General features: G+C 73.5%; 13 protein-coding genes. All 13 read right to left on the bottom strand.

The genetic code is table 11. The annotated features are described in order from the left end of the window. Positions 1–138: 138 nt before the first annotated feature. A complete protein-coding gene (locus ACFVS9_RS01615) occupies positions 139–1,503 on the bottom strand; it encodes an FHA domain-containing protein (RefSeq protein ID WP_389929412.1) in 1,365 nt (454 codons plus the stop codon). Positions 1,504–1,630: 127 nt separating this feature from the next. Then, a complete protein-coding gene (locus ACFVS9_RS01620; protein WP_383117556.1) occupies positions 1,631–2,992 on the bottom strand; it encodes a VWA domain-containing protein in 1,362 nt (453 codons plus the stop codon). Between the two features lie 125 nt (positions 2,993–3,117). Then, positions 3,118–4,482: a PP2C family serine/threonine-protein phosphatase gene (locus ACFVS9_RS01625; protein WP_389929414.1), complete on the bottom strand. Its 1,365-nt coding sequence runs from the start codon at positions 4,480–4,482 to the stop codon at positions 3,118–3,120. A 2-nt stretch (positions 4,483–4,484) separates the two neighbouring features. After that, positions 4,485–7,229, bottom strand: a complete 2,745-nt coding sequence (locus tag ACFVS9_RS01630) for a tetratricopeptide repeat protein (protein WP_383117558.1) — start codon at positions 7,227–7,229, stop codon at positions 4,485–4,487. Further along, positions 7,226–8,560, bottom strand: a complete 1,335-nt coding sequence (locus ACFVS9_RS01635) for a hypothetical protein (RefSeq protein WP_389929416.1) — start codon at positions 8,558–8,560, stop codon at positions 7,226–7,228. Before ACFVS9_RS01635 ends, ACFVS9_RS01630 begins: the two co-directional genes overlap by 4 nt. A gap of 62 nt (positions 8,561–8,622) precedes the next feature. Next, positions 8,623–9,657, bottom strand: coding sequence for a glutamate ABC transporter substrate-binding protein (locus ACFVS9_RS01640; protein ID WP_389929418.1), 1,035 nt, complete (start codon positions 9,655–9,657; stop codon positions 8,623–8,625). A gap of 11 nt (positions 9,658–9,668) precedes the next feature. Then, positions 9,669–11,054, bottom strand: coding sequence for a hypothetical protein (locus ACFVS9_RS01645; RefSeq protein ID WP_389929420.1), 1,386 nt, complete (start codon positions 11,052–11,054; stop codon positions 9,669–9,671). 290 nt (positions 11,055–11,344) lie between these two features. Beyond that, the gene (locus tag ACFVS9_RS01650) at positions 11,345–12,313 is read right to left on the bottom strand and encodes an N-acetylglucosamine kinase (RefSeq protein ID WP_389929421.1); all 969 of its coding nucleotides are present in this window, start codon (positions 12,311–12,313) and stop codon (positions 11,345–11,347) included. Further along, positions 12,304–13,569 (bottom strand): 6-phospho-beta-glucosidase, encoded by a 1,266-nt coding sequence (locus ACFVS9_RS01655; protein WP_383117563.1) that lies wholly within the window; start codon positions 13,567–13,569, stop codon positions 12,304–12,306. Before ACFVS9_RS01655 ends, ACFVS9_RS01650 begins: the two co-directional genes overlap by 10 nt. A 5-nt stretch (positions 13,570–13,574) precedes the next feature. Continuing rightward, on the bottom strand, positions 13,575–14,477 hold the full coding sequence (locus tag ACFVS9_RS01660) for a carbohydrate ABC transporter permease (protein ID WP_383117564.1): 903 nt from the start codon (positions 14,475–14,477) through the stop codon (positions 13,575–13,577). Position 14,478: 1 nt separating this feature from the next. Continuing rightward, positions 14,479–15,477 carry a carbohydrate ABC transporter permease gene (locus ACFVS9_RS01665; protein WP_389929424.1) on the bottom strand — a complete coding sequence of 333 codons (999 nt, stop codon included), beginning with the start codon at positions 15,475–15,477 and terminating at the stop codon, positions 14,479–14,481. A gap of 11 nt (positions 15,478–15,488) precedes the next feature. Beyond that, on the bottom strand, positions 15,489–16,829 hold the full coding sequence (locus ACFVS9_RS01670; RefSeq protein WP_383117566.1) for an ABC transporter substrate-binding protein: 1,341 nt from the start codon (positions 16,827–16,829) through the stop codon (positions 15,489–15,491). A gap of 172 nt (positions 16,830–17,001) precedes the next feature. Further along, positions 17,002–18,162, bottom strand: coding sequence for an ROK family transcriptional regulator (locus ACFVS9_RS01675; protein ID WP_383117567.1), 1,161 nt, complete (start codon positions 18,160–18,162; stop codon positions 17,002–17,004). Positions 18,163–18,189: the final 27 nt, after the last annotated feature.

An 18,189-nucleotide genomic window follows, 5' to 3' on the forward strand; every position in this document is an offset into this window, starting at 1 on the left:
ACAGTAGCTAAGCGTGGTCCCTCCGGGGGGGGCGCCCGATCATTCGCGCCCCCGCCTCCGGGCCCCCCCCCGCGCGGGCCGCCCGGGGGCCCCCCCCCCCCCCCCCCCCCGGCCAGGGGACGCGGCGGCCCCGCCGGGTCAGTCGCGGCGGACCGTGATCGTCGTCCAGGCGCCGACGTGCACCTGGTCGCCGTCCTGGAGCGGGACGGGGACGTAGGGCTGGATCGGGTCCTCCGCACCGTTGAGCGTCGTGCCGTTGGTGGAGTTCTGGTCGACGACGGCCCAGCTGCCGTCCGGCTGCCGCACCAGCACGGCGTGCTGGTGCGAGACGCCCGGGTCCTCCGGCGGAACGGCGAGATCGATGTCGGGGGACTCACCGGTGCTGTGCCGGCGGCGGCCGATCGTGACCTGGCTCCCGCTGAGCGCGAGCTGCTGCTCCGGGGAGTACGCGGGCAGGTTGAGCCCGGTCGCCTCGGGGCCGCTGCGCTGCATCATCGCCAGGAAGTAGTCCCGGTCCGGGGCGATGACGGCCGTCCAGTCGCCCGCCGCCCGGTCCGGCCCGCCCTGGTCGGGGCCCTGGCCGGGGAACTGCTGCTGCGGGGACCCGGGCGCCCGGGTGGCGTGGGGCGCCTGCGGGCCCTGCTGGAAGGCGGCCGGAGGCTGCTGCTGCGAGGGCGGCGGCAGCATCCAGTCGTCGTCCCCGCCGGCCGCGGGCTCCTTCGGCCGCTGGGGCGCGGGCGGAGCGGACTGCTGCTGGAAGGACGGCGGGGGCGGCGGCCCCTGCCGCTGCGGCTCGAACGGCGACGGCGCGCCACCCGGCACTCCGGGCCCCGCGGCACCAGGACCCGGTGCGGCGGGGTCCTGGGAGCCGGTACCCGGCCGCACCGGGACCTGCTGACCGGGGCGGCCCTGCGGCTCGAACGGTGAGGGGGAGCCCTCCTGGCCGGGACCCTGCGGCCCCTGCCGCTGCGGTTCGAACGGCGAGGGCGACTGCTGCTGGAAGGACGGCGGGGGCGGCGGCCCCTGCCGGAAGGCCGGCGGAGGCGGCGGCGTACCGGGCCGCCCCGCCTGCTCCGGCGCGAGCGGCTCGGCCGGCCGGTTCATCTGCGAGGGCCGGGAGCTCTGGTACTCGAACGGGTCCCGCTGCTGCTGCGCCGGCGGGCCCTGCTGCGCCTGGAAGCCGGGCGGCAGGTTCAGCCCCGGCACCGGTCCGCCGCTCGCGCCGGCCTGCGGGGCGAGCGGGGTGTAGGACGTCGCCGTGTTCGTGAGGAAGTTCCAGCGGCACTCCTCGCAGTACGGCGCCCTCGCCTCGCGCGGGGTGCGGCACTGCGGGCAGAGCTCGGCCTGTGCGGTCGGCTCCCCGCCCGGCGGCGGGTAGCCGTAACCGGGCGCGGGCGGCGGGGGAGGCGGCGGCGGGACCGCGCCCGTCCCGGCCATGCGGTGTCCGCAGACCTCGCACCAGTCCTCGGAACCCGACTGGTGTCCGTTCGGGCAGGTCGGCATGTCGGCGCTTCCCCCTCTCCTCGTCCGGCCCGGAGGCCGTCATGCTCGTCGGTACGCCGCCCGGTCGGCCGGGGCGGCTCTCCGTACGGTTGTGTCGTCACTGTGGGCGTTGTTGTCGATCGCGTCGCTACTTCTTGACGCGAACCGTCTTGGTCGAGCGCGTTTCGAGTGTCATCTCGTCCGCTTCCGCGACCCTCGCTTTCAGTCGCACAGTACCGGTCGCCGCGTCGACGACATCGACCACCTTCGAAAGCAGCTTCGCGGTGTCCTCGTTCCCGGAGGCCGACGCGAGCTGCACCGCGCGGCCCAGTTTCGCCGTCGCGCCGTCGAAGTCACCCGATTTGCGCGCATCCAGCCCCTGTTGGATGACCTGTGCCAGTTCCGCCTGCCCCGTGTAGTGCGCCACCTGCGGGTTGATCGAGGTGGACGCGGTCATGTCGTCGGTCCACACCGCCCGTACGAGGCCCTGCGAGAGGGGACGCGGGGCGCCGCCGTCGGAGGGGGACGGCAGGATCAGCGAGACCCGGGCCGCCAGCATCTCCTGGCCGATCCCGGCCACCGGGACCCGTACGCACACGTGGTAGTCCCGGGACTCGTCGCCCCAGGAACCGGTCGGGTAGTCGCCCGCTCTCGGTCCCGCCACGGTGCGCCGGCCGGTCAGGTCGGTGACCGTGGGCGCCACCTGTTTGACGAACACGATCTCCACGCCGACGGGCGTCCAGAGCCGCAGCGCGACGTCCGCGACCTCCTTGCCCATGGCGTTCTCCATCATCTGCGTGAAGTCCGCGGCGAGGCCCGCCGGATCGGCGACGATGTCCGCCGTGCCGAGCAGGGCGGAGGCGACCGCTGTGACCTCTTTCACCTCCCAGTCGGTGCCGACCCCCCTCGCGTCACAGGTGAACCGGCCCGCGCAGGAATCCAGAGCGGCCCGCAGATCCTCCGCCGACTCGTGCTCGTTGCGCCCGTCGGTGAGGAGGATGCCGTGCCGGATGTCCACCTCGGCGGCCCCCAGGAGCCGGTCCGCCAGCCGCAGCCAGGTCCCGATCGCGGTGCCCCCGCCCGCACTCAGCCGCCGCAGGGCCTCCTTCGCCCGGGCCCTGGTTTCCGGGTCCGCCGTGGCCAGCCGCCCGTTGCCGGGATACACGTCCCTGGCCACGTGCGTCCCCGCGACGACGGCGAACCGGGTGCCGTCCCGCAGGGTGTCGATGGCCGCCGCCGTCGCGTCGCGCGCGTTGCGCATCTTCGTCGGCGGGTAGTCCATCGAGCCCGAGCAGTCCACCATGAGCACCACGGCGGTGTCCGGCGCCCGCCCCGGGACGCGCGCCGGCGCCGGGGACCCGCCGGCCGGCGGGACGCCACCGGTCGTACCGCCGCCGGTGGAGGTGACCGTGACGATCGCGTTGACGTCGCGGCCGCCCTCGGGGAGGTACTCGTTCTGGTACACCTCGACGGAGAACCGCGGCACGCTGGACTTGGCGAAGTTGGCCATCTGATCGGCTCCTTGAGGCTCCACATGTGCCGGACGGGGACGGACGCGCGGACGGGTTCCCGGACCGGGGGCGCGCGGGACCGGTGGCGGAGCGCCGGCCCGGACGCCGGCGGACCGGGTGCGGCTCAGGCCGATCCTGCCCCTCGCGCCTCCACGGCGAACGGCAGCAGCGCCACTGTTACGTTGTCGTGGCCCCCGCCGTCCAGTGCGTGACCCACCAGTACCTGGGCCCCCCGCAGCGGCCGTTCGCAGGCGTCGCCCGGCAGGGCCGCGGCCATCTCCGCCGCCGCCTCCGCGTAGTTCCACAGGCCGTCGGTGCACACCACGACCACGCCGGGCCGGTCCGGCTTGAAGGACGCGGTGTGCGGCTCCAGGTCGTACGCGTCGGCGCCGAGCCAGCCCGTGATCGCGTGGGCGCGCTCGTCGGCGTACGCCTCCGCCTCGTTCATCAGCCCGGCCGCCACCATCTGCGCGGCCCAGGAGTCGTCCTCGGTGAGCCGGGCCGGCGGGTGGGCGCGGTCCTCGGGGACCCAGTAGACACGGCTGTCGCCGACCCAGCCGACGACCAGCAGACCGCCCGCCATGATCGCGCCGACCAGGGTGCAGGCCGGGGCGTTCCGATGACGGCGCTGATCGTGCTCCAGGGCCTGACCGGGGTCCTGCGCGAGGGAGTTGACCGCCTCGGACGCCGCCAGGATCGCGTCGTGCATCGCCTGCTGCGGATGCGTGCCGCGCGGCAGCGACTCCAGCAGCGACTCGTTGGCCGCGCCCGCCGCCGCGGCCGACGCCTCGTCGGGCCGGCTCGCCGACGAGACGCCGTCGCACACGATGGCCACGACGGCCGGGGAGCCGTCCGGCAGGGCGGTGGAGGACACCGCGAACGCGTCCTCGTTGCGGTGGTGGCGCAGGCCCCGGTCGGTGACCGCCGCCACCGAACCGAGCTCCTGCTCCATGTGGTCGCGCTCGCGGGGCTGGGCGTGGCCGCAGTTCTCGCAGTAGCCGTCGGTGTCCACCCGGCCCGAGCGGCAGGCCACACAGACCTTGGCGCCGGACGCCGCGCCGGCGGCCGCCGGCGCGTGCTCCGCCGCACGGGGATCGGGCGCGGCCAGTTCGAAGTCGCCCGAGGCGCCGTCCGGACCGCCCGCCCCCTCCGCGGCGTCCGGCCCGTCGAGGCGGACCGCCGCCCCGTCCCCGGTGGGCAGGGGCTTCCCGCCCGAGTCCACGCCCGGCAGATCCGCCGGGCGGTGCGTGGGGGCCGGAACGTCGGAGCTGTCGGTCCCCGAGGCGCGCGGCCACTCGACCTGCGCGGCGGCGGGCGCGCCCGCGCCCTGCGCGGGCACCGTGACGGCGACCGTCGGACGGTCGCCCGGTGGCGTGGGCACGGCCGAGAGGTCGTATCCGCACGCGCCGCAGAAGCGGTCGCCCGACTCCAGCGGTTCCTCGCAGCTGGGGCACCCCGGCAAGGAGGCCCGCTGGTGGCTCTGTGACATCTTCACACCCAGGTCCGGGGGCGGAGGCGGTTGGCCCGCTCCACCAGTTCGATCCGCTCGTCGCCCCGTTGCGCGAGCCGGGCGAGCATCCGGTACGAGCGTTCGAGGCCGGACCTCAGGCCCCGCTCGTCCAGCTCGCTGCCCAGCACCGTCCGCCGTCCCGCCGCCCCGGGGGAGGGCGGATCCGCCGCCCGGGCCGTGGGACTACCGGAGAGTACCCAGTCAAGTGCCGTACCCAGCACCTCGGTCGACAACCGCTCACGTCTCACCGCGTCCAGGCCGTACTCCCGCAGCGCGGTCACCTGGTCCGCGGCGGCGGACAGGTCCAGGAGCAGCGGCTCCCGGGGGGCCCGCTCGCGGAGCCTGGCCCGCACCGCCGCCACCCGGGCCGCCGTGTAGTGGATCGACGACTCCGGTACGGACTCCAGGGTGCGCACCGCCGCGGTCCGGTCACCGGCGGCGATCTGCACCCGGGCCAGGCCGAACGCCGAGCTGACGAAGCTCGGGTCCGTCGCCCACACCAGGCGGTAGTACTCCGCGGCGTTGTCCAGCTGCCCCAGCACCTCCGCGCAGACACCCAGCGCGAGCTTCGGCGCCGGCTCGCCGGGGAAGGCGTCGTAGAGCGCGTCGAACGACAGGGCCGCGTTCACGTCGTCCCCGGTCACCAGCGAGGTGATCCCCCGGTACCAGACGACCCGCCAGTCGTCCGGGTGCTGCGCCTCGACGGCGGTCAGCGCCCGTACGGCGGAGTCGAGTTCGCCCATCTCCAGCCGGGCCCGCAGCTCCCGCAGCCGGGTCTCCAGCGAGGCCGCGGGCACCGAGTGCAGGGCCGCGATCAGCTCGGCGGGCGCCGACGCCATCACCCCGGCGAGGAAACCGGCGTTGGGGTCGTCCGGATCGACCCGGGGGACCGGGAGGGCGAGCGAGGTGCCCCGCGCGTCGAACGCGGCGAGCCGGGGGCCCGCGACCGGTCCCGGGGGCGGGAACGCACCCAGGTCCGGGACCGCGCGCGGTGCGGGAACGGCCCCCGGGGGCGGCGCGTACGCCACCGCTCCGCCGCCGGACCCGCTTCCGCCGCCGCCCCTGACGTGGGTGTCCGGCGCGTGCAGCGGGGCGGCGCCCACGGGCTGCGGCGGTGCGACGACGGGAGCCACGGCGGGAGCCGCCGCCGGAGCGGGGAGCGCGGCGGCCGGGGCGGCCCGCCCGCGACGGCGGCCCGGCCGCCCCACGCCGCCGGACGGGTCCGCGCGGACGCCGAGCCGCGACACCTCGCCGGTCAGCTCGGCGAACAACTCCGTGTCCGTCACCCGCAGTTCCACACCGAACAGGGTCGAGAGCGCCGGACGCGGGCGCCCCGTCTGGAGGGCGATGACCTCCCGCAGCACCCCCGTCAGCTGCTCCGCCATCTCCGTCGCCGAGGAGAACCTGCGCGCCGGATCCGGGTCCGTGGCCCGCACGAGCAGCCGGTAGAACGACTCGTACGTCCGGAAGACCTCGATGTTGTCCGGGTCCGGCAGCGAGTCCACGAAGACGTTCGTGTACCCCTGGAAGTCGAAGGTCAGCACCGCGAGCGTCCGCGCGACCGTGTAGAGGTCGGAGGCCACGGACGGGCCGGTCTCGGCGACCTCGGGCGCCTGGTAGCCGACGGTCCCGTAGATGGCCGACTCGTCGTCGTCCATCCTGCGCACCGCGCCCATGTCGATGAGCTTGAGCTGGTCCTCGGTCTGGATCGCGTTGTCGACCTTGAAGTCGCAGTACAGCAGGTTGCGGCTGTGCAGGTGGCCGAGCGCCTCCAGCGCCTCGATCCCGTACGCGCACGCCTGCTCGACCGGCAGCGGGTCCCGCTTCCCGGCCGGTGTGCGGCGCTCGTTGGCGATCTCCTTGAGGGACTTCCCGCCGACGTACTCCATCACTATGTAGCCGTCGAGCGACCCCGTACGCTGGTCGAGGTGCTCCACGAAGTTGTAGATGCGCACGATGTTGGAGTGCTCGATCTCCGCGAGGAAGCGCCGCTCGGAGATCGCCGCCGCCATGGCGTCCTGGTCCCCGGTGTCCAGCAGGCCCTTGAGGACCACCCAGCGGTCGGACACCGCCCTGTCCACCGCCAGGTAGACCCAGCCGAGCCCGCCGTGCGCCAGGCAGCCCGCCACCTCGTACTGCCCGTGCACGATGTCGCCGCCGCGCAGCTTGGGCACGAAGGAGTACGGGTGGCCGCACTTGGTGCAGAACCCCTCGGTGCGGCCCGGCCGTTCGCCGCGGGCCCGGCCCACCGGCGCGCCGCAGTCCGAGCGCGAGCAGAACCGCTTCCGCTCGGGGACCTCCGGGTTCTCCATCACCGCGGTGTACGGGTCGGGCCGCGGCACGTCGGGGACGAGCACCAGACCCGCGCCCAGCCTGCCGCGCCCCGAGGCGGAGCCCGTCGAGGTGCCCGAGGAGCGCACCGAGACCGAGCGGGAGGTGGACCGTCCGGACAGGGAACGCGAGAGGCGTCCGGACACCGACCTGCGCGACGTCGAGGAGCGGGACGAGGCGCGCGCGGAGGGCTGCGAGGCGGAGCGCTGCGAGGCGCTCCCGCTTCCCCCGCCGCCGGCCGCCCTGCCTCCGCCCGCGATGCCGGTGGGCGGCGAACCCACCATGCCCGTCGGCGACACGACCGGCGCGAGGCCGCAGGTGTCGCAGTACAGCTCGCCGCCGCCCATGTCCTCGTAGGAGCCCTCGCACTCGGGGCGCTGGCACTGCGTACTCACGATGTCTCCCCCTGTCCGTCGTACTCGCCCCGGTCGCGCGGCGTCAGCAGATCCGCGGCGGCCTGCTGGTAGCGCAGCACCGCCTGTCCCGCGACGCGCAGGTCGCACGGCGCGCTCCACAGCATCCGGCGCGCCGCGTCGTACCGCTGGATCAGCACGGGCTCCTCCGCGAGACCGTGCCGGACCACCTTCGCCCGGTACGCGTCGAGCCGGCCGCGCAGCTCCGCCCGGACCGCGAGCGGCTCGGTGACCGACGTCAGCGACTCCCGGGCCCGCATCAGCTCCTCCTCCGCCTCCCGCTCCAGCGACTCCAGCAGCGGGGACAGCCGGTTCCACTGGGCGTGCCTGCGGTAGGACGCCGCCGTCGCGAGCCGTTCCTGCAGCACGGTCGGGGGTCCGCTGACGGCCGGCACCTCGGAGGCGGCGATCTTCGCCAGCACCTCGCCGCGCGCCAGCCGGGCCTCGGCGAGTGTGCGGTTCGCGCGTGACAGCAGGTCACGGACCTGGAGCAGGCGCTGCTCGGCGTCCTGCCGGACCGCGAGCACCGCCTCGATCTCGCGGCGCACCTCCTCCAGGGCGCGGGCCGCCCGGTCGTAGCGCGCGGTGTCGGGCCGCCCGCCGCCCGGCGCGGCGCTCCCCGGGCCCGGCGTCCAGAACGCCAGCGGGTCGGCGACCACCTGCGCCCGCAGCGCCGTCAGTTCCCCGGCGATGGACTCCAGGTCGTCACCGGCCGGATGCTCCCCGGGCCGCACCCCGACGGAGTGCGCCAGCGAGAAGGTGCGGCGCAGCTCGGCGGCCAGCAGGTCTATCCGGGCGGGCAGGGCCGACCACACGGAGTCCGACGCGAGGACCATGTCCAGCGCGTGGGCGTACAGGTCGTTCATCCGGGCGACCAGCTCCTCCAGCGTGAACCGCTCGGAGAGCCGGGCCGGGCCGGTGAGCGGACCCGCTCCGCCCGCCCCCTGGCTCGCCACGGTCACACCGTCGCCGCGCAGCAGTCCGGTGAGCGCCACCATGTCGCTCCGGCCGGGGTAGCGGCGCCTGGCCCGGATCTCGCGGGCCGAGGCGAGCGTCGCGGCGTAGGCGTCGAAGTACCTCCAGAGCAGCGTGATCGACTGCTGGGTGGAGGCCCAGCGCTCCTTGGTGACACCGGCCAGCGTGGCGCCTTCCAGGAGCCGGCGCCCGGCGTGCTCCTCCAGGGCGAAGAGCGAGGTCTCGATGGCCTCGTGTTCCGCACCGAGCCGGGCCAGCGTACGGTCCGCCTCGTCCCGGCCCATGACCGGGCCGGGAGGCCTCCCCGCGAAGCTGGGGAAGGATCCCGCGACGCCCATCGATCACCTCTCCGCTCGTTCCGCTCGTCCACTCGTTCCGCCGGACCCGGGGCCCGGACCGGTCAGTTGCTCCGGTACTTCGGCGCCGGGGGACCGGTGATGCCGGGGAGCCCCGTCGCCAGCCACTCGCGGTACGACCTCATCCAGGGGCTGTCGGCGCCGCCCCGGCGGTACTCGTCCAGCACGTGGTTGACCCGGGCCACCAGGTCGTCGGCACCGAGCTTCGCGGCGACGCCGTAGTACTCGGTCGTGAACGGCTTGTCGCCCTTCAGCTCCACCGCAGGGTCCTGCGCCGCCTGCCCGGCCGCCAGCGCGTTGTCCGTGACGACCGCGTCGACCTGGCCGAGTTGCAACCGCACCAGGCAGTCCAGCTGGTTGGGGACGGTCAGTCTGTCCTCGTCCTGCCCGGTCCCGTCGTGCTCGTCCCTGAAGACCGCGCCGAAGGACTTCTCGCTGAGCGCGTCGTACGCCGTCGAGCCCTCCGCCGTGCAGACCCGCTTGCCCTTCAGCGACTCGTCGTAGCCGGTGATCGCGGACGCCCTGGGCGCCAGAACCTGCTGGCCGGCCTGGAAGTAGGCCGTGGAGAACGATACCTGGCCGACACGCTTGCAGTTGATCGTCATCGTGCGCACGACGACGTCGACCCGGTCGTTCTCCAGGGCGGCGATGCGCTGGTTGGTGGGGATGGCACGGAAGATCACCGCGTCACGGTCACCGAGGATGTCCTGCGCGATGGCGTGCACCAGATCGATGTCGAAGCCCTCGAGGGTGCGGCTCTCCGGGTTCCGGTACCCCCACTGGTAGCTGTTCTGGTCGACGCCCGCTATCAGCTTGCCGCGCTTCCTGATCCTGTCGATGTTCGGGCCGCCGGCGTCCTTCGCCGGCAGGCTCGCCTCCGGGTCCTCGCACTCCTCGGCCCTGGCGGGCACCGCGGAGGTGGCGCCGTGCCCCGTGGTCTCCCCGCCGAACGTCCCGTCCCCGTGCGCCAGCGGCAGCAGGGTGAGGGAGGCGGTGAGGGCGCAGGCCGCGGCCATCCCCGTCACTCCGCCCCAGCCGCGCAGCCCGCCGCCCGTGGACCGGCCTTTCGCCCTGGTCATCCCTCGTCCCCTCACCGGTACTCCGCGAGCCTGCGGTTGACCCCGAGGACCGTGGCCGCCGCACCCAGCACGGCGAGGCCGGCCGCCCCGGCCGGCAGCCCGCCCAGCGCGCCGCGTCCGCCCGCGGCCGCCTCGTCGAACTCGTCCTGTTCCTGGGCGAGGGCGCGCTCCAGCGCGGCGTCGACCTTCTCGAAGGACTCGCCCGTGGAGTCCTCGGCGCCGATGACCTGCCGCAGCGCGCTCTCGTAGTCGCCCCCGTCGTCCGTGGTCCTGGCCTTCCGGTGGCGGTCCTGCCACTCGGAGACGCTTCTGACGGCGTCGGCCACCGGCTCGCTCCCACGGGCGTCGTCGGCGAGCCCGCCCGCGCTCCTGAGCTGGGCGACGAGTGCCTTCATGTCCGTGCCGTAGTCGGTCTCGTACTGGTCCCGCGTGCCGTCCGGGGTGAGTACGGCGCCCCGGGCGACCAGGGTGAGGTTCTCGTTGGCGCGCGCCTTCAGCGAGTTGATCCGCGCCTTGTTGAGGACGTCGAGCGACTCCTGGCCGTGCACCATCGCGCCGCGCAGCTCCGCCCTGGCCACCGTGTGGCCCACGGCCAGCCAGAGCAGCACCACCGAGGCCGCCGCCGTCGCCACGAGCAGCCCGTGGTTGAAGACACGGTTCGTCCTGCGGTAGGTGCGCCGCTGCATCCACACCAGCGCGGCCAGGGCCACCACCCCGGCGCCGAGGGAGAGGTACGGCAACTGCCGGGCGTCCGCCGAGTCATGGGCGAGCCGCCCCGTCTCCGCCGCGTACAACCGCTCGGCGGCCGGGAGGAGTTCGCCGCTCATCTTCTGGTTCGCGTACCGGAGGTAGGCGCCGCCGAGGGGGAGTCCCTGCCGGTTGTTCGCGCGGGCCCGCTCGATCAGACCCGTGTAGACGGGGAGCAGTTCGCTCAGCGTCGTGATCTCCTCGTGCGACGGGGTCGAGGCGTCGGTGCTCGCCGCGGCGTCCACCAGCAGCCGGGAGGCCTCCTCGATGTCCGCGTCGTACCGTGCGAGCACGTCCGCGGGTTCCTGCGCCCCCGCCAGGAATCCGCTGGCCGCCATGGTGTCCGCGTCGGCCAGCGAGCGGTAGATGTTCGCGGCGTCCGCGCTCAGCGGCTGGCTGTGGTTCACCACGTCGTCGGCGGACGAGGCCCGCCCGGAGACCTCCAGGGCGGTGACCGCCCCGAACGCCACCACCAGCGCGGCCAGTACGGCTCCGATGATCCGCAGCCTGCCCGGCTCGGTGGTCGCCGCGGCGCGCAGCCGCCCGGCGGCCGACGGGGTGTCGGGGCGCGGCGCGGGCGGGCTCGGGGGCGCGGACGACCGGTCCGGCCCGGGCTCCCGCAGCGCGGTCCCGCTCGGCGGGTGTGTCACTCGACCTCCCCCTCGGTCACCGACGACGGCCCCGGCCCCCCGGCCGATCGGGGGACGACTGGTCCTGGCCAGAAGTATGGCCCCCTGGGCCACCATCCACCAGGAATGCCCGGGATCCCGCGTCGTCCCCGTATTCGACCAGGGCGGAGCGCGGATGATCAAGGCGCCCGCGCCGGAAAGGCCCGAGGCGCACCGGTATCCCCACCATGAACACGATCGGGGCGGCCGATCGGTTCCCCCCGCGGGGGCGCCCCGGGCGGTGCCCGAGTGACGCCCGGGGCCGCCGGTGCTCAGGCGTAGTGCGCCCGCAGCCTGGCGTGCGCCCCGGGGGCGGCCGCCGTGCGGTCCAGGCCCAGCAGTGCCGCGCCCAGCACCGGAGGCGCCGACACGACGCGGACCACCGCCTTCGGGGCGCGTACGGCGAGGAGTCCGGCGATCCGTTCGTCCAGGGCCGGGTGACGGGCCGCCAGCACTCCGCCGCCCAGCACGACGGGTACCTCCTCCTCCAGCAGGCCGAGCCGGGCGAGGGCCACCGAGGCCATCGCCACGACCTCGTCCCCCAGCCGGTCCACCAGCTCACCCGCGATCCGGTCACCCGCGGCGCCGGTCGAGAACAGCACCGGGGTCAGCTCGTGCCGGCGCCCGTTCGGGATGTGCCCCAGGTGCAGTGCCTCGATCAGCGCGTACATCGAGCCGAGCCCGAAGTGGCCGGGCAGCGTCCGGGCCAGCTCGGTCGGCTCACCGCGGCCGTCCTCGGCCCGCGCCGCGAACCACATCGCCTCCTCCGCGAGTCCCGAACCGCCGCCCCAGTCACCGGACATCCGGCCGATCGCGGGGAAGCGGGCGGTGGCGCCGTCCGGCCGCATCCCGACGCAGTTGATGCCCGCGCCGCATACCACGGCCACCCCTCGGGGCTCGTCCACCCCCGCGCGCAGTATCGCGAAGGTGTCGTTGCGCACCTCCACGGTGCGGCCCCAGCCCCGCGCCCGCAGCGCCTCGGCCAACTCCGCCTCCTCGACCGGGAGATCCGCGTTGGCGAGACAGGCGGACACATGCTCGACGCCCACCGCGCCCGCCTGTTCGAGGGCCGGCAGGACCGCCTCCGCCAGTCCGTCCACGGCCGCGCCGACCCCCACGAGCGGCGGCTGGAAGCCACCGCCGCGCGCCGTGCCGAGCACCGCGCCGTCGGCGCCGATCACGGCCACGTCGGTCTTGCTGTTGCCCGCGTCGATCGCGAGCACATGTGCGGTCAGGCCCACGCCAGGTGCTCCCGGTTGTGCGCGATCAGCTTGTCGGTGAGCGCCTCGGCGTACTCGAACTGGCCGATCAGGGGATGGGCCATCAGGGCCTTGAACACCCGGTCGCGTCCGCCGCGCAGCGCCGCGTCCAGGGCCAGGTCCTCGTAGGCGGTGACATGCGCGATGAGCCCGGCGTACAGCGGGTCCAGCGCGGGCACGGCGAGCGGGGCGGCGCCCGTGCCGTCGACCCGGGCCTGGACCTCGATCACCGCGTCGTCCGGTAGGAACGGCAGCGTCCCCCGGTTGTACGTGTTGACCACCTGCACCGCCGAGCCCCCGCCGCCGAGCAGCGAGGACGCCAGGTCCACGGCCGCCTCCGAGTAGAAGGCGCCGCCGCGCTTGCCCAGCAGCGCGGGCTTCTCGTCCAGGGCCGGGTCGGCGTACAGCTCCAGGAGTTCCTTCTCCATCGCGGCGACCTCGGCCGCCCGGGACGGCTTGGTGCCGAGCTCCCGTACGACCTCGTCGTGCGCGTAGAAGTACCGCAGGTAGTAGGAGGGGACGACGCCCAGCCGGTCGACGATCTGCCGGGGCATGCGCAGGTCGCCGGCGATCGCGTCGCCGTGCTCCGCGAGCAGCTTCGGCAGGACGTCCTCGCCGTCCGGGCCGCCCAGCCGCACCCCGAGCTCCCACGTCAGGTGGTTCAGCCCGACATGGTCCAGGTGCACCTCACCGGGTGCCACGTCGAGCAGCGCGGCGAACTTGCGCTGGAAGCCGATCGCGACGTTGCACAGCCCGACGGCCTTGTGACCGGCCTGGAGCAGCGCCCGCGTGACGATCCCTACGGGGTTGGTGAAGTCGATGATCCAGGCGTCGGGGTTGGTGCGGCGTACCCGCTCGGCGATGTCGAGGACGACGGGCACCGTGCGCAGCGCCTTGGCCAGACCGCCCGCGCCGGTGGTCTCCTGGCCGACGCAGCCGCATTCGAGCGGCCAGGTCTCGTCCTGGTTGCGGGCGGCCTGCCCGCCGACGCGGAGCTGGAGCAGCACCGCGTCGGCGCCGGCGACCCCGGCGTCCAGGTCGGAGGTGGTGACGATCCTGCCCGGGTGGCCCTGCCTGGCGAAGATCCGCCGTGCCAGTCCGCCGACCAGTTCCAGCCGGTCGGCCGCCGGGTCGACGAGCACGAGCTCCTCCACCGGCAGGGTGTCCCGCAGCCGTGCGAAACCGTCGATCAGTTCGGGGGTGTAGGTGGACCCGCCGCCTACCACTGCGAGCTTCATGGTTCTCAGCCCTTTACTCCGGTGAGGGTGACGCCTTCTACGAAGGCCTTCTGTGCGAAGAAGAACACGATGATGACCGGCGCCATGACGAGCAGCGTCGCGGCCATGGTCAGGTTCCAGTTGACCGAATGGGCGCTCTTGAAGGACTCCAGGCCGTAACTCAGTGTCCAGGCACCCGGGTTCTGCGCCGCGTAGATCTGCGGTCCGAAGTAGTCGTTCCAGCAGTAGAAGAACTGGAAGAGCGCCACGGCCGCGATCCCGGGCCTGGCCATCGGCACGACGATCCTGAGCAGGGTGCGCAGCTCACCGCATCCGTCGACCTTCGCCGACTCGATGTACTCCTGCGGGATGGTGAGCAGGAACTGCCGCAGCAGGAAGATCGAGTAGGCGTCGCCGAACGCCATGGGGATGATCAGCGGCCACAGCGATCCCGAGAGGTGGAACTGCTGGGCCCACACGAGGTACATCGGGATGATGACGACCTGCGGCGGCAGCATCATCGTGGAGATGACGAGGATCATCGCGGTACGCCGTCCCCGGAAGCGGAACTTCGCCAGGGCGTAGGCGACCGGCACCGAGGAGCAGACCGTGAACACGGTGCCCAGCAGCGCGTACATCAGGGAGTTGCGCCACCAGTCGAGGAATCCGGGCGTGTGGAAGACCGTCGCGTAGTTCGACCAGTTCCAGGAGCCGGGCCACAGGTCGCCGCTCATCGCCTGCTCGTCGCTCATCACCGAGGTGAGCAGGACGAAGACGAACGGCAGGACGAAGAAGAGGGCGAGCGCGACCGCCACGGAGTGGACCGCGATCCAGTTCAGGACGCGCCTGCGCCGGTGCCGGCCCGCGTCCGTGCCGTCCGGGCGGCTCCGTACGGCGGAGTCCGGCCTGGTCAGGGTGGTGGTGGTCATCTCAGTCCTCCGCCGGAACGAGGCCGACGCTCTTGCGCATCAGCAGAAGGGTGACCGCCATGGCGATGGCGAAGAGCACGAGGGAGAGGACGCACGCGGCGCCCGTGTTGAAGTTCTGGAAGCCCAGCGAGTAGACGAGCTGCGGGACCGTCAGGGTGGAGTGGTCCGGATACCCGGGCTGGATCACCGTGCCGGGGCCGATGGAGACGCCCGAGGCGAGCTTCCCCGCCACGAGGGCCTGCGTGTAGTACTGCATCGTCTGCACCACTCCGGTGACGACGGCGAACAGCACGATCGGGGTGATGGCGGGCCAGGTGACGTAGCGGAACTTCGTCATGGCGCCCGCGCCGTCCAGCTCGGCGGCCTCGTACTGCTCCTTCGGCACGTCCAGCAGCGAGGCCATGAAGATGACCATCAGGTCGCCGATGCCCCACAGGGAGAGCAGGACCAGCGAGGGCTTCGACCAAGCCGGGTCGTTGAACCAGTCCGGCCCGTGCAGGCCGATCCAGGACAGCACCCCGTTGACCGGCCCGGTGGACGGGTTGAGGAGGAAGACGAAGGCGACGGTGGCCGCGACGGGCGGGGCCAGGTAGGGGATGTAGAAGGCCGTGCGGAACAGTCCGACACCGGTCTTGATCTTCGTGATCAGCAGGCCGACACCGAGGCCGAAGACCACGCGCAGCGCCACCATCACGACGACCAGCCACAGCGTGTTCCACAGGGCCGGGCCGAACAGCGGCATCTGCTCCAGCACGTACCGCCAGTTCCGCAGCCCCACGAAGGTGGGCGCCTTGATCTGGTTGTAGTGCATGAAGGAGAAGTAGACGGTCGCGATCAGCGGGTAGCCGAAGAAGACCGAGAATCCGACGATCCAGGGTGAGAGGAACCCCAGGGTGCGCAGCCGCTCGCGGTTGCGCTTGCGCCGCAGGGGGGAGTTGCGGGGGGCCGGTGCGGCCGCCCGCCCGGCGGACTTCGCCGAGGTGGGGAGGGAAAGTGCCATGACCCGGCTCCTCAGTTCTGCGACTGGACGTTGTCGGCGTCGATCTGGTCGTCGAGGTCCCTCAGGGCGCGGGGCAGGTCCTTCGTCCTGCCCGCCTCGACGGACTGCGAGAAGTCACCGAACGAGTTGATGTACTGACCGCCGTTGTTCGAGGGCGGAACAGCCTGGCTGTGCGGGTTCCGCGCGATGTCGATGAAGGCGCGGAAGGACGGGTCCGCGTCCAGGCGGGGGGACTCCAGCGCCTCGAACGTGGACGGCACGTTGTGGATCGCGTTGGCGAAGCGGACGACCGGCTCGGTGTCGACCGTCAGGTACTTCACCAGCTCCCAGGCCGCGTTCTGGTGCCGGCTGCTGTGCGCGATGCCGGCCACCGTGCCGGTCAGATAGCCGCGTCCGTAGGTGTCCGCCTGGTCGTCGGGGACCGGCAGCGGGGCGACCGCCCAGTCGAAGTCCGCCTTCGCCTCGTCGAGCATCAGCCCGCGCCACTCACCGTCCAGGTGCATGGCGAGCTTGCCGGTCAGGAAACCGTTCTGGGACGACATCTCGTCACCGAAGCGGGAACGGAGCCTCTCCAGCGCCGCGTAGCCGCCCTGCGCGTCGGAGAGCTCGCGCATGGTGGTGAAGAAGTCCACGGTCCTGGGCTCGTCGGCGAGCTTCGCCCTGCCCTCGCCGTCGAAGTACTCCGGGCCCCACTGCGCGAACATCCGGTCGGGGGAGTTCTGGTAGAGCCGGAAGTTGGGCATGAACCCGGCGCGCTTCAGCGAGCCGTCCTTGTTCCTCTGCGTCAGCTTGACCGCGTCGGCCTTCATCTCGGACATGGTGCGCGGAGGCCGGGTGATCCCCGCCGCCTCGAAGGCGTCCTTGTTGTAGTACATGCCGAACGCGTCGGCCAGCAGGGGCGTCGCGCACTGGACGCCCTCGTACCGGGTGTAGTCCAGCAGGGTCGCGGGGAAGACCTTCGTCTTGTCCACCCCGCTCTTCTCCATGAACGGGTCGAGATCCACCCACATGCCGGACGAGCAGTACTGCCCGACGTTGTTGGTGGTGAAGGAGGTGACGACGTCGGGGGCGTCGCCGCCGCCCGCGCGCAGGGCCTGGTTGATCGTCTCGTCGCTCACGTTGCCGGTGGAGACGACGTGGATGTTGGGGTGGAGCTCCTCGAACCGGGCGATGTTCTCGTTGATCGCCTCGACCTCGCCGGGAGCCGACCAGCCGTGCCAGAACTTCAGCGTGACCGGTTCCGTGGGGTCGTCGGTGTCGCTGCCGGTACTCGGATTGGCGCAGCCGGACAGCAGCAGCGCGGCTGCGCCGAGCGCCAGGGGCACGCGGGTACGAAAGCGCCATAGCGCCATAGCGGACTTCCTTTGCAGCGGTCCTCGCGAGGACTTCTCGGGCCTTCGTGAGGGGGGAGGGCGGACGGGGGAGAGGGGGACGGGGGCCGCCGGGCAGGGGGGTGCCGTACGAGCCGCCCGCCGCGGGCGGCACGGGGACGCGGGTGGTCGAGGGCGCGTGCCGGGTGCTGGTTCAGGCCGTGTCGAAGACGCTGTCGCGCGCCTGGGCGAGGGCCGTTCGCAGCGCACCGGTCAGGATCGGGTCACCCTCGATGTCACTGATGCGCAGGAGCGGCCGGGGCAGTGCCAGGCCGGTCATCTCGGCCTCGACCAGCTCGCGCAGCTCCTCCCCGCCGACCTGGGCCACCCGGCCGGAGAGGACGACCAGTTCGGGGTCGACGACGGCGACCACCGCGGCGAGTCCGGTCGCCAGTCTGCGGGCGACCTCGGCCCGTACGGACGCGTCGGCGAGGGCCTCCGTCAGCGTCCTGCCGCCGGCCAGGTCGCGCACGGCCGGGCAGGAGACCTGGCTCTGGAAGCCGCCCCCCGCGTCGGGCCCCGCCCAGTCCGCCGCGCCGCCCCGGGCGAGCGGGGCGCCGGGCAGCGGCATGTAGCCGATCTCGCCCGCGCCGCCGGTGGCGCCGCGCAGCAGGGTGCCGCCGAGCACGATCGCGGCGCCCACGCCCTCGTCCAGCCAGGCGAGCACGAAGTGGTCGTGGTCCTGGGCGGCGCCCGCGTACTGCTCGGCGACGGCCGCGAGGTTGACGTCGTTCTCCATGACGACCGGTCTGCCCACCACCTCGGCGAGGTCGGCGAGCAGGGTCCGGGAGTGCCAGCCCGGCAGATGGGGTGCGTAGCGGAGCTGGCCGGTGTGCCGGTCGATCGCGCCCGGGGTGCCCACCACCACGCCGGAGAGGTCGTCGTGGCCGAGACCCGTCGGCGCCAGCGCGCCGTCCACGGCCTCGGCGACGAGCTGGGCGGTGCGGTGGCGTACGTCCTCGGCGACGGCGTCGGCCTCGACGCGGCAGGAGCCGACGACGGTGCCGGTGATGTCGGCCACGACGGCGTCTATCCCGGTGGGGCCGACGGAGAGCGCGGCGACGTGGGCGGCGGCCGGGTCGATCTCGTAGAGCACGGCGTTCGGCCCGGGCCGGCCGCTCTGGCTGCCCGTCGAGCGGACCAGGCCCGCGTCCTCCAGCCTCGCCAGCAGCTGGGAGGCGGTGGGCTTGGAGAGCCCGGTCAGCTCGCCGATGCGGGTCCGGGTGAGGGGGCCCTGGGTGACCAGGAGATCGAGCGCCGCCCGGTCGTTCATGGCCCGCAGAACGCGGGGGGTACCCGGTGTGGTTCCGGCCATGAGCGACGCACCTGCCCTCTGTTAGGA

This window comes from Streptomyces sp. NPDC058008, from assembly GCF_042886395.1.
Taxonomy (GTDB): Bacteria; Actinomycetota; Actinomycetes; order Streptomycetales; family Streptomycetaceae; genus Streptomyces.

Excerpts from the sequence above, each read along its gene's own strand:
- ACFVS9_RS01615 (WP_389929412.1), bottom strand. The coding sequence starts at position 1,503 with ATGCCGACCTGCCCGAACGGACACCAGTCGGGTTCCGAGGACTGGTGC.
- ACFVS9_RS01620 (WP_383117556.1), bottom strand. The coding sequence starts at position 2,992 with ATGGCCAACTTCGCCAAGTCCAGCGTGCCGCGGTTCTCCGTCGAGGTG.
- ACFVS9_RS01625 (WP_389929414.1), bottom strand. The coding sequence starts at position 4,482 with ATGTCACAGAGCCACCAGCGGGCCTCCTTGCCGGGGTGCCCCAGCTGC.
- ACFVS9_RS01635 (WP_389929416.1), bottom strand. The coding sequence starts at position 8,560 with ATGGGCGTCGCGGGATCCTTCCCCAGCTTCGCGGGGAGGCCTCCCGGC.
- ACFVS9_RS01640 (WP_389929418.1), bottom strand. The coding sequence starts at position 9,657 with ATGACCAGGGCGAAAGGCCGGTCCACGGGCGGCGGGCTGCGCGGCTGG.
- ACFVS9_RS01655 (WP_383117563.1), bottom strand. The coding sequence starts at position 13,569 with ATGAAGCTCGCAGTGGTAGGCGGCGGGTCCACCTACACCCCCGAACTG.
- ACFVS9_RS01660 (WP_383117564.1), bottom strand. The coding sequence starts at position 14,477 with ATGACCACCACCACCCTGACCAGGCCGGACTCCGCCGTACGGAGCCGC.
- ACFVS9_RS01665 (WP_389929424.1), bottom strand. The coding sequence starts at position 15,477 with ATGGCACTTTCCCTCCCCACCTCGGCGAAGTCCGCCGGGCGGGCGGCC.
- ACFVS9_RS01670 (WP_383117566.1), bottom strand. The coding sequence starts at position 16,829 with ATGGCGCTATGGCGCTTTCGTACCCGCGTGCCCCTGGCGCTCGGCGCA.
- ACFVS9_RS01675 (WP_383117567.1), bottom strand. The coding sequence starts at position 18,162 with ATGGCCGGAACCACACCGGGTACCCCCCGCGTTCTGCGGGCCATGAAC.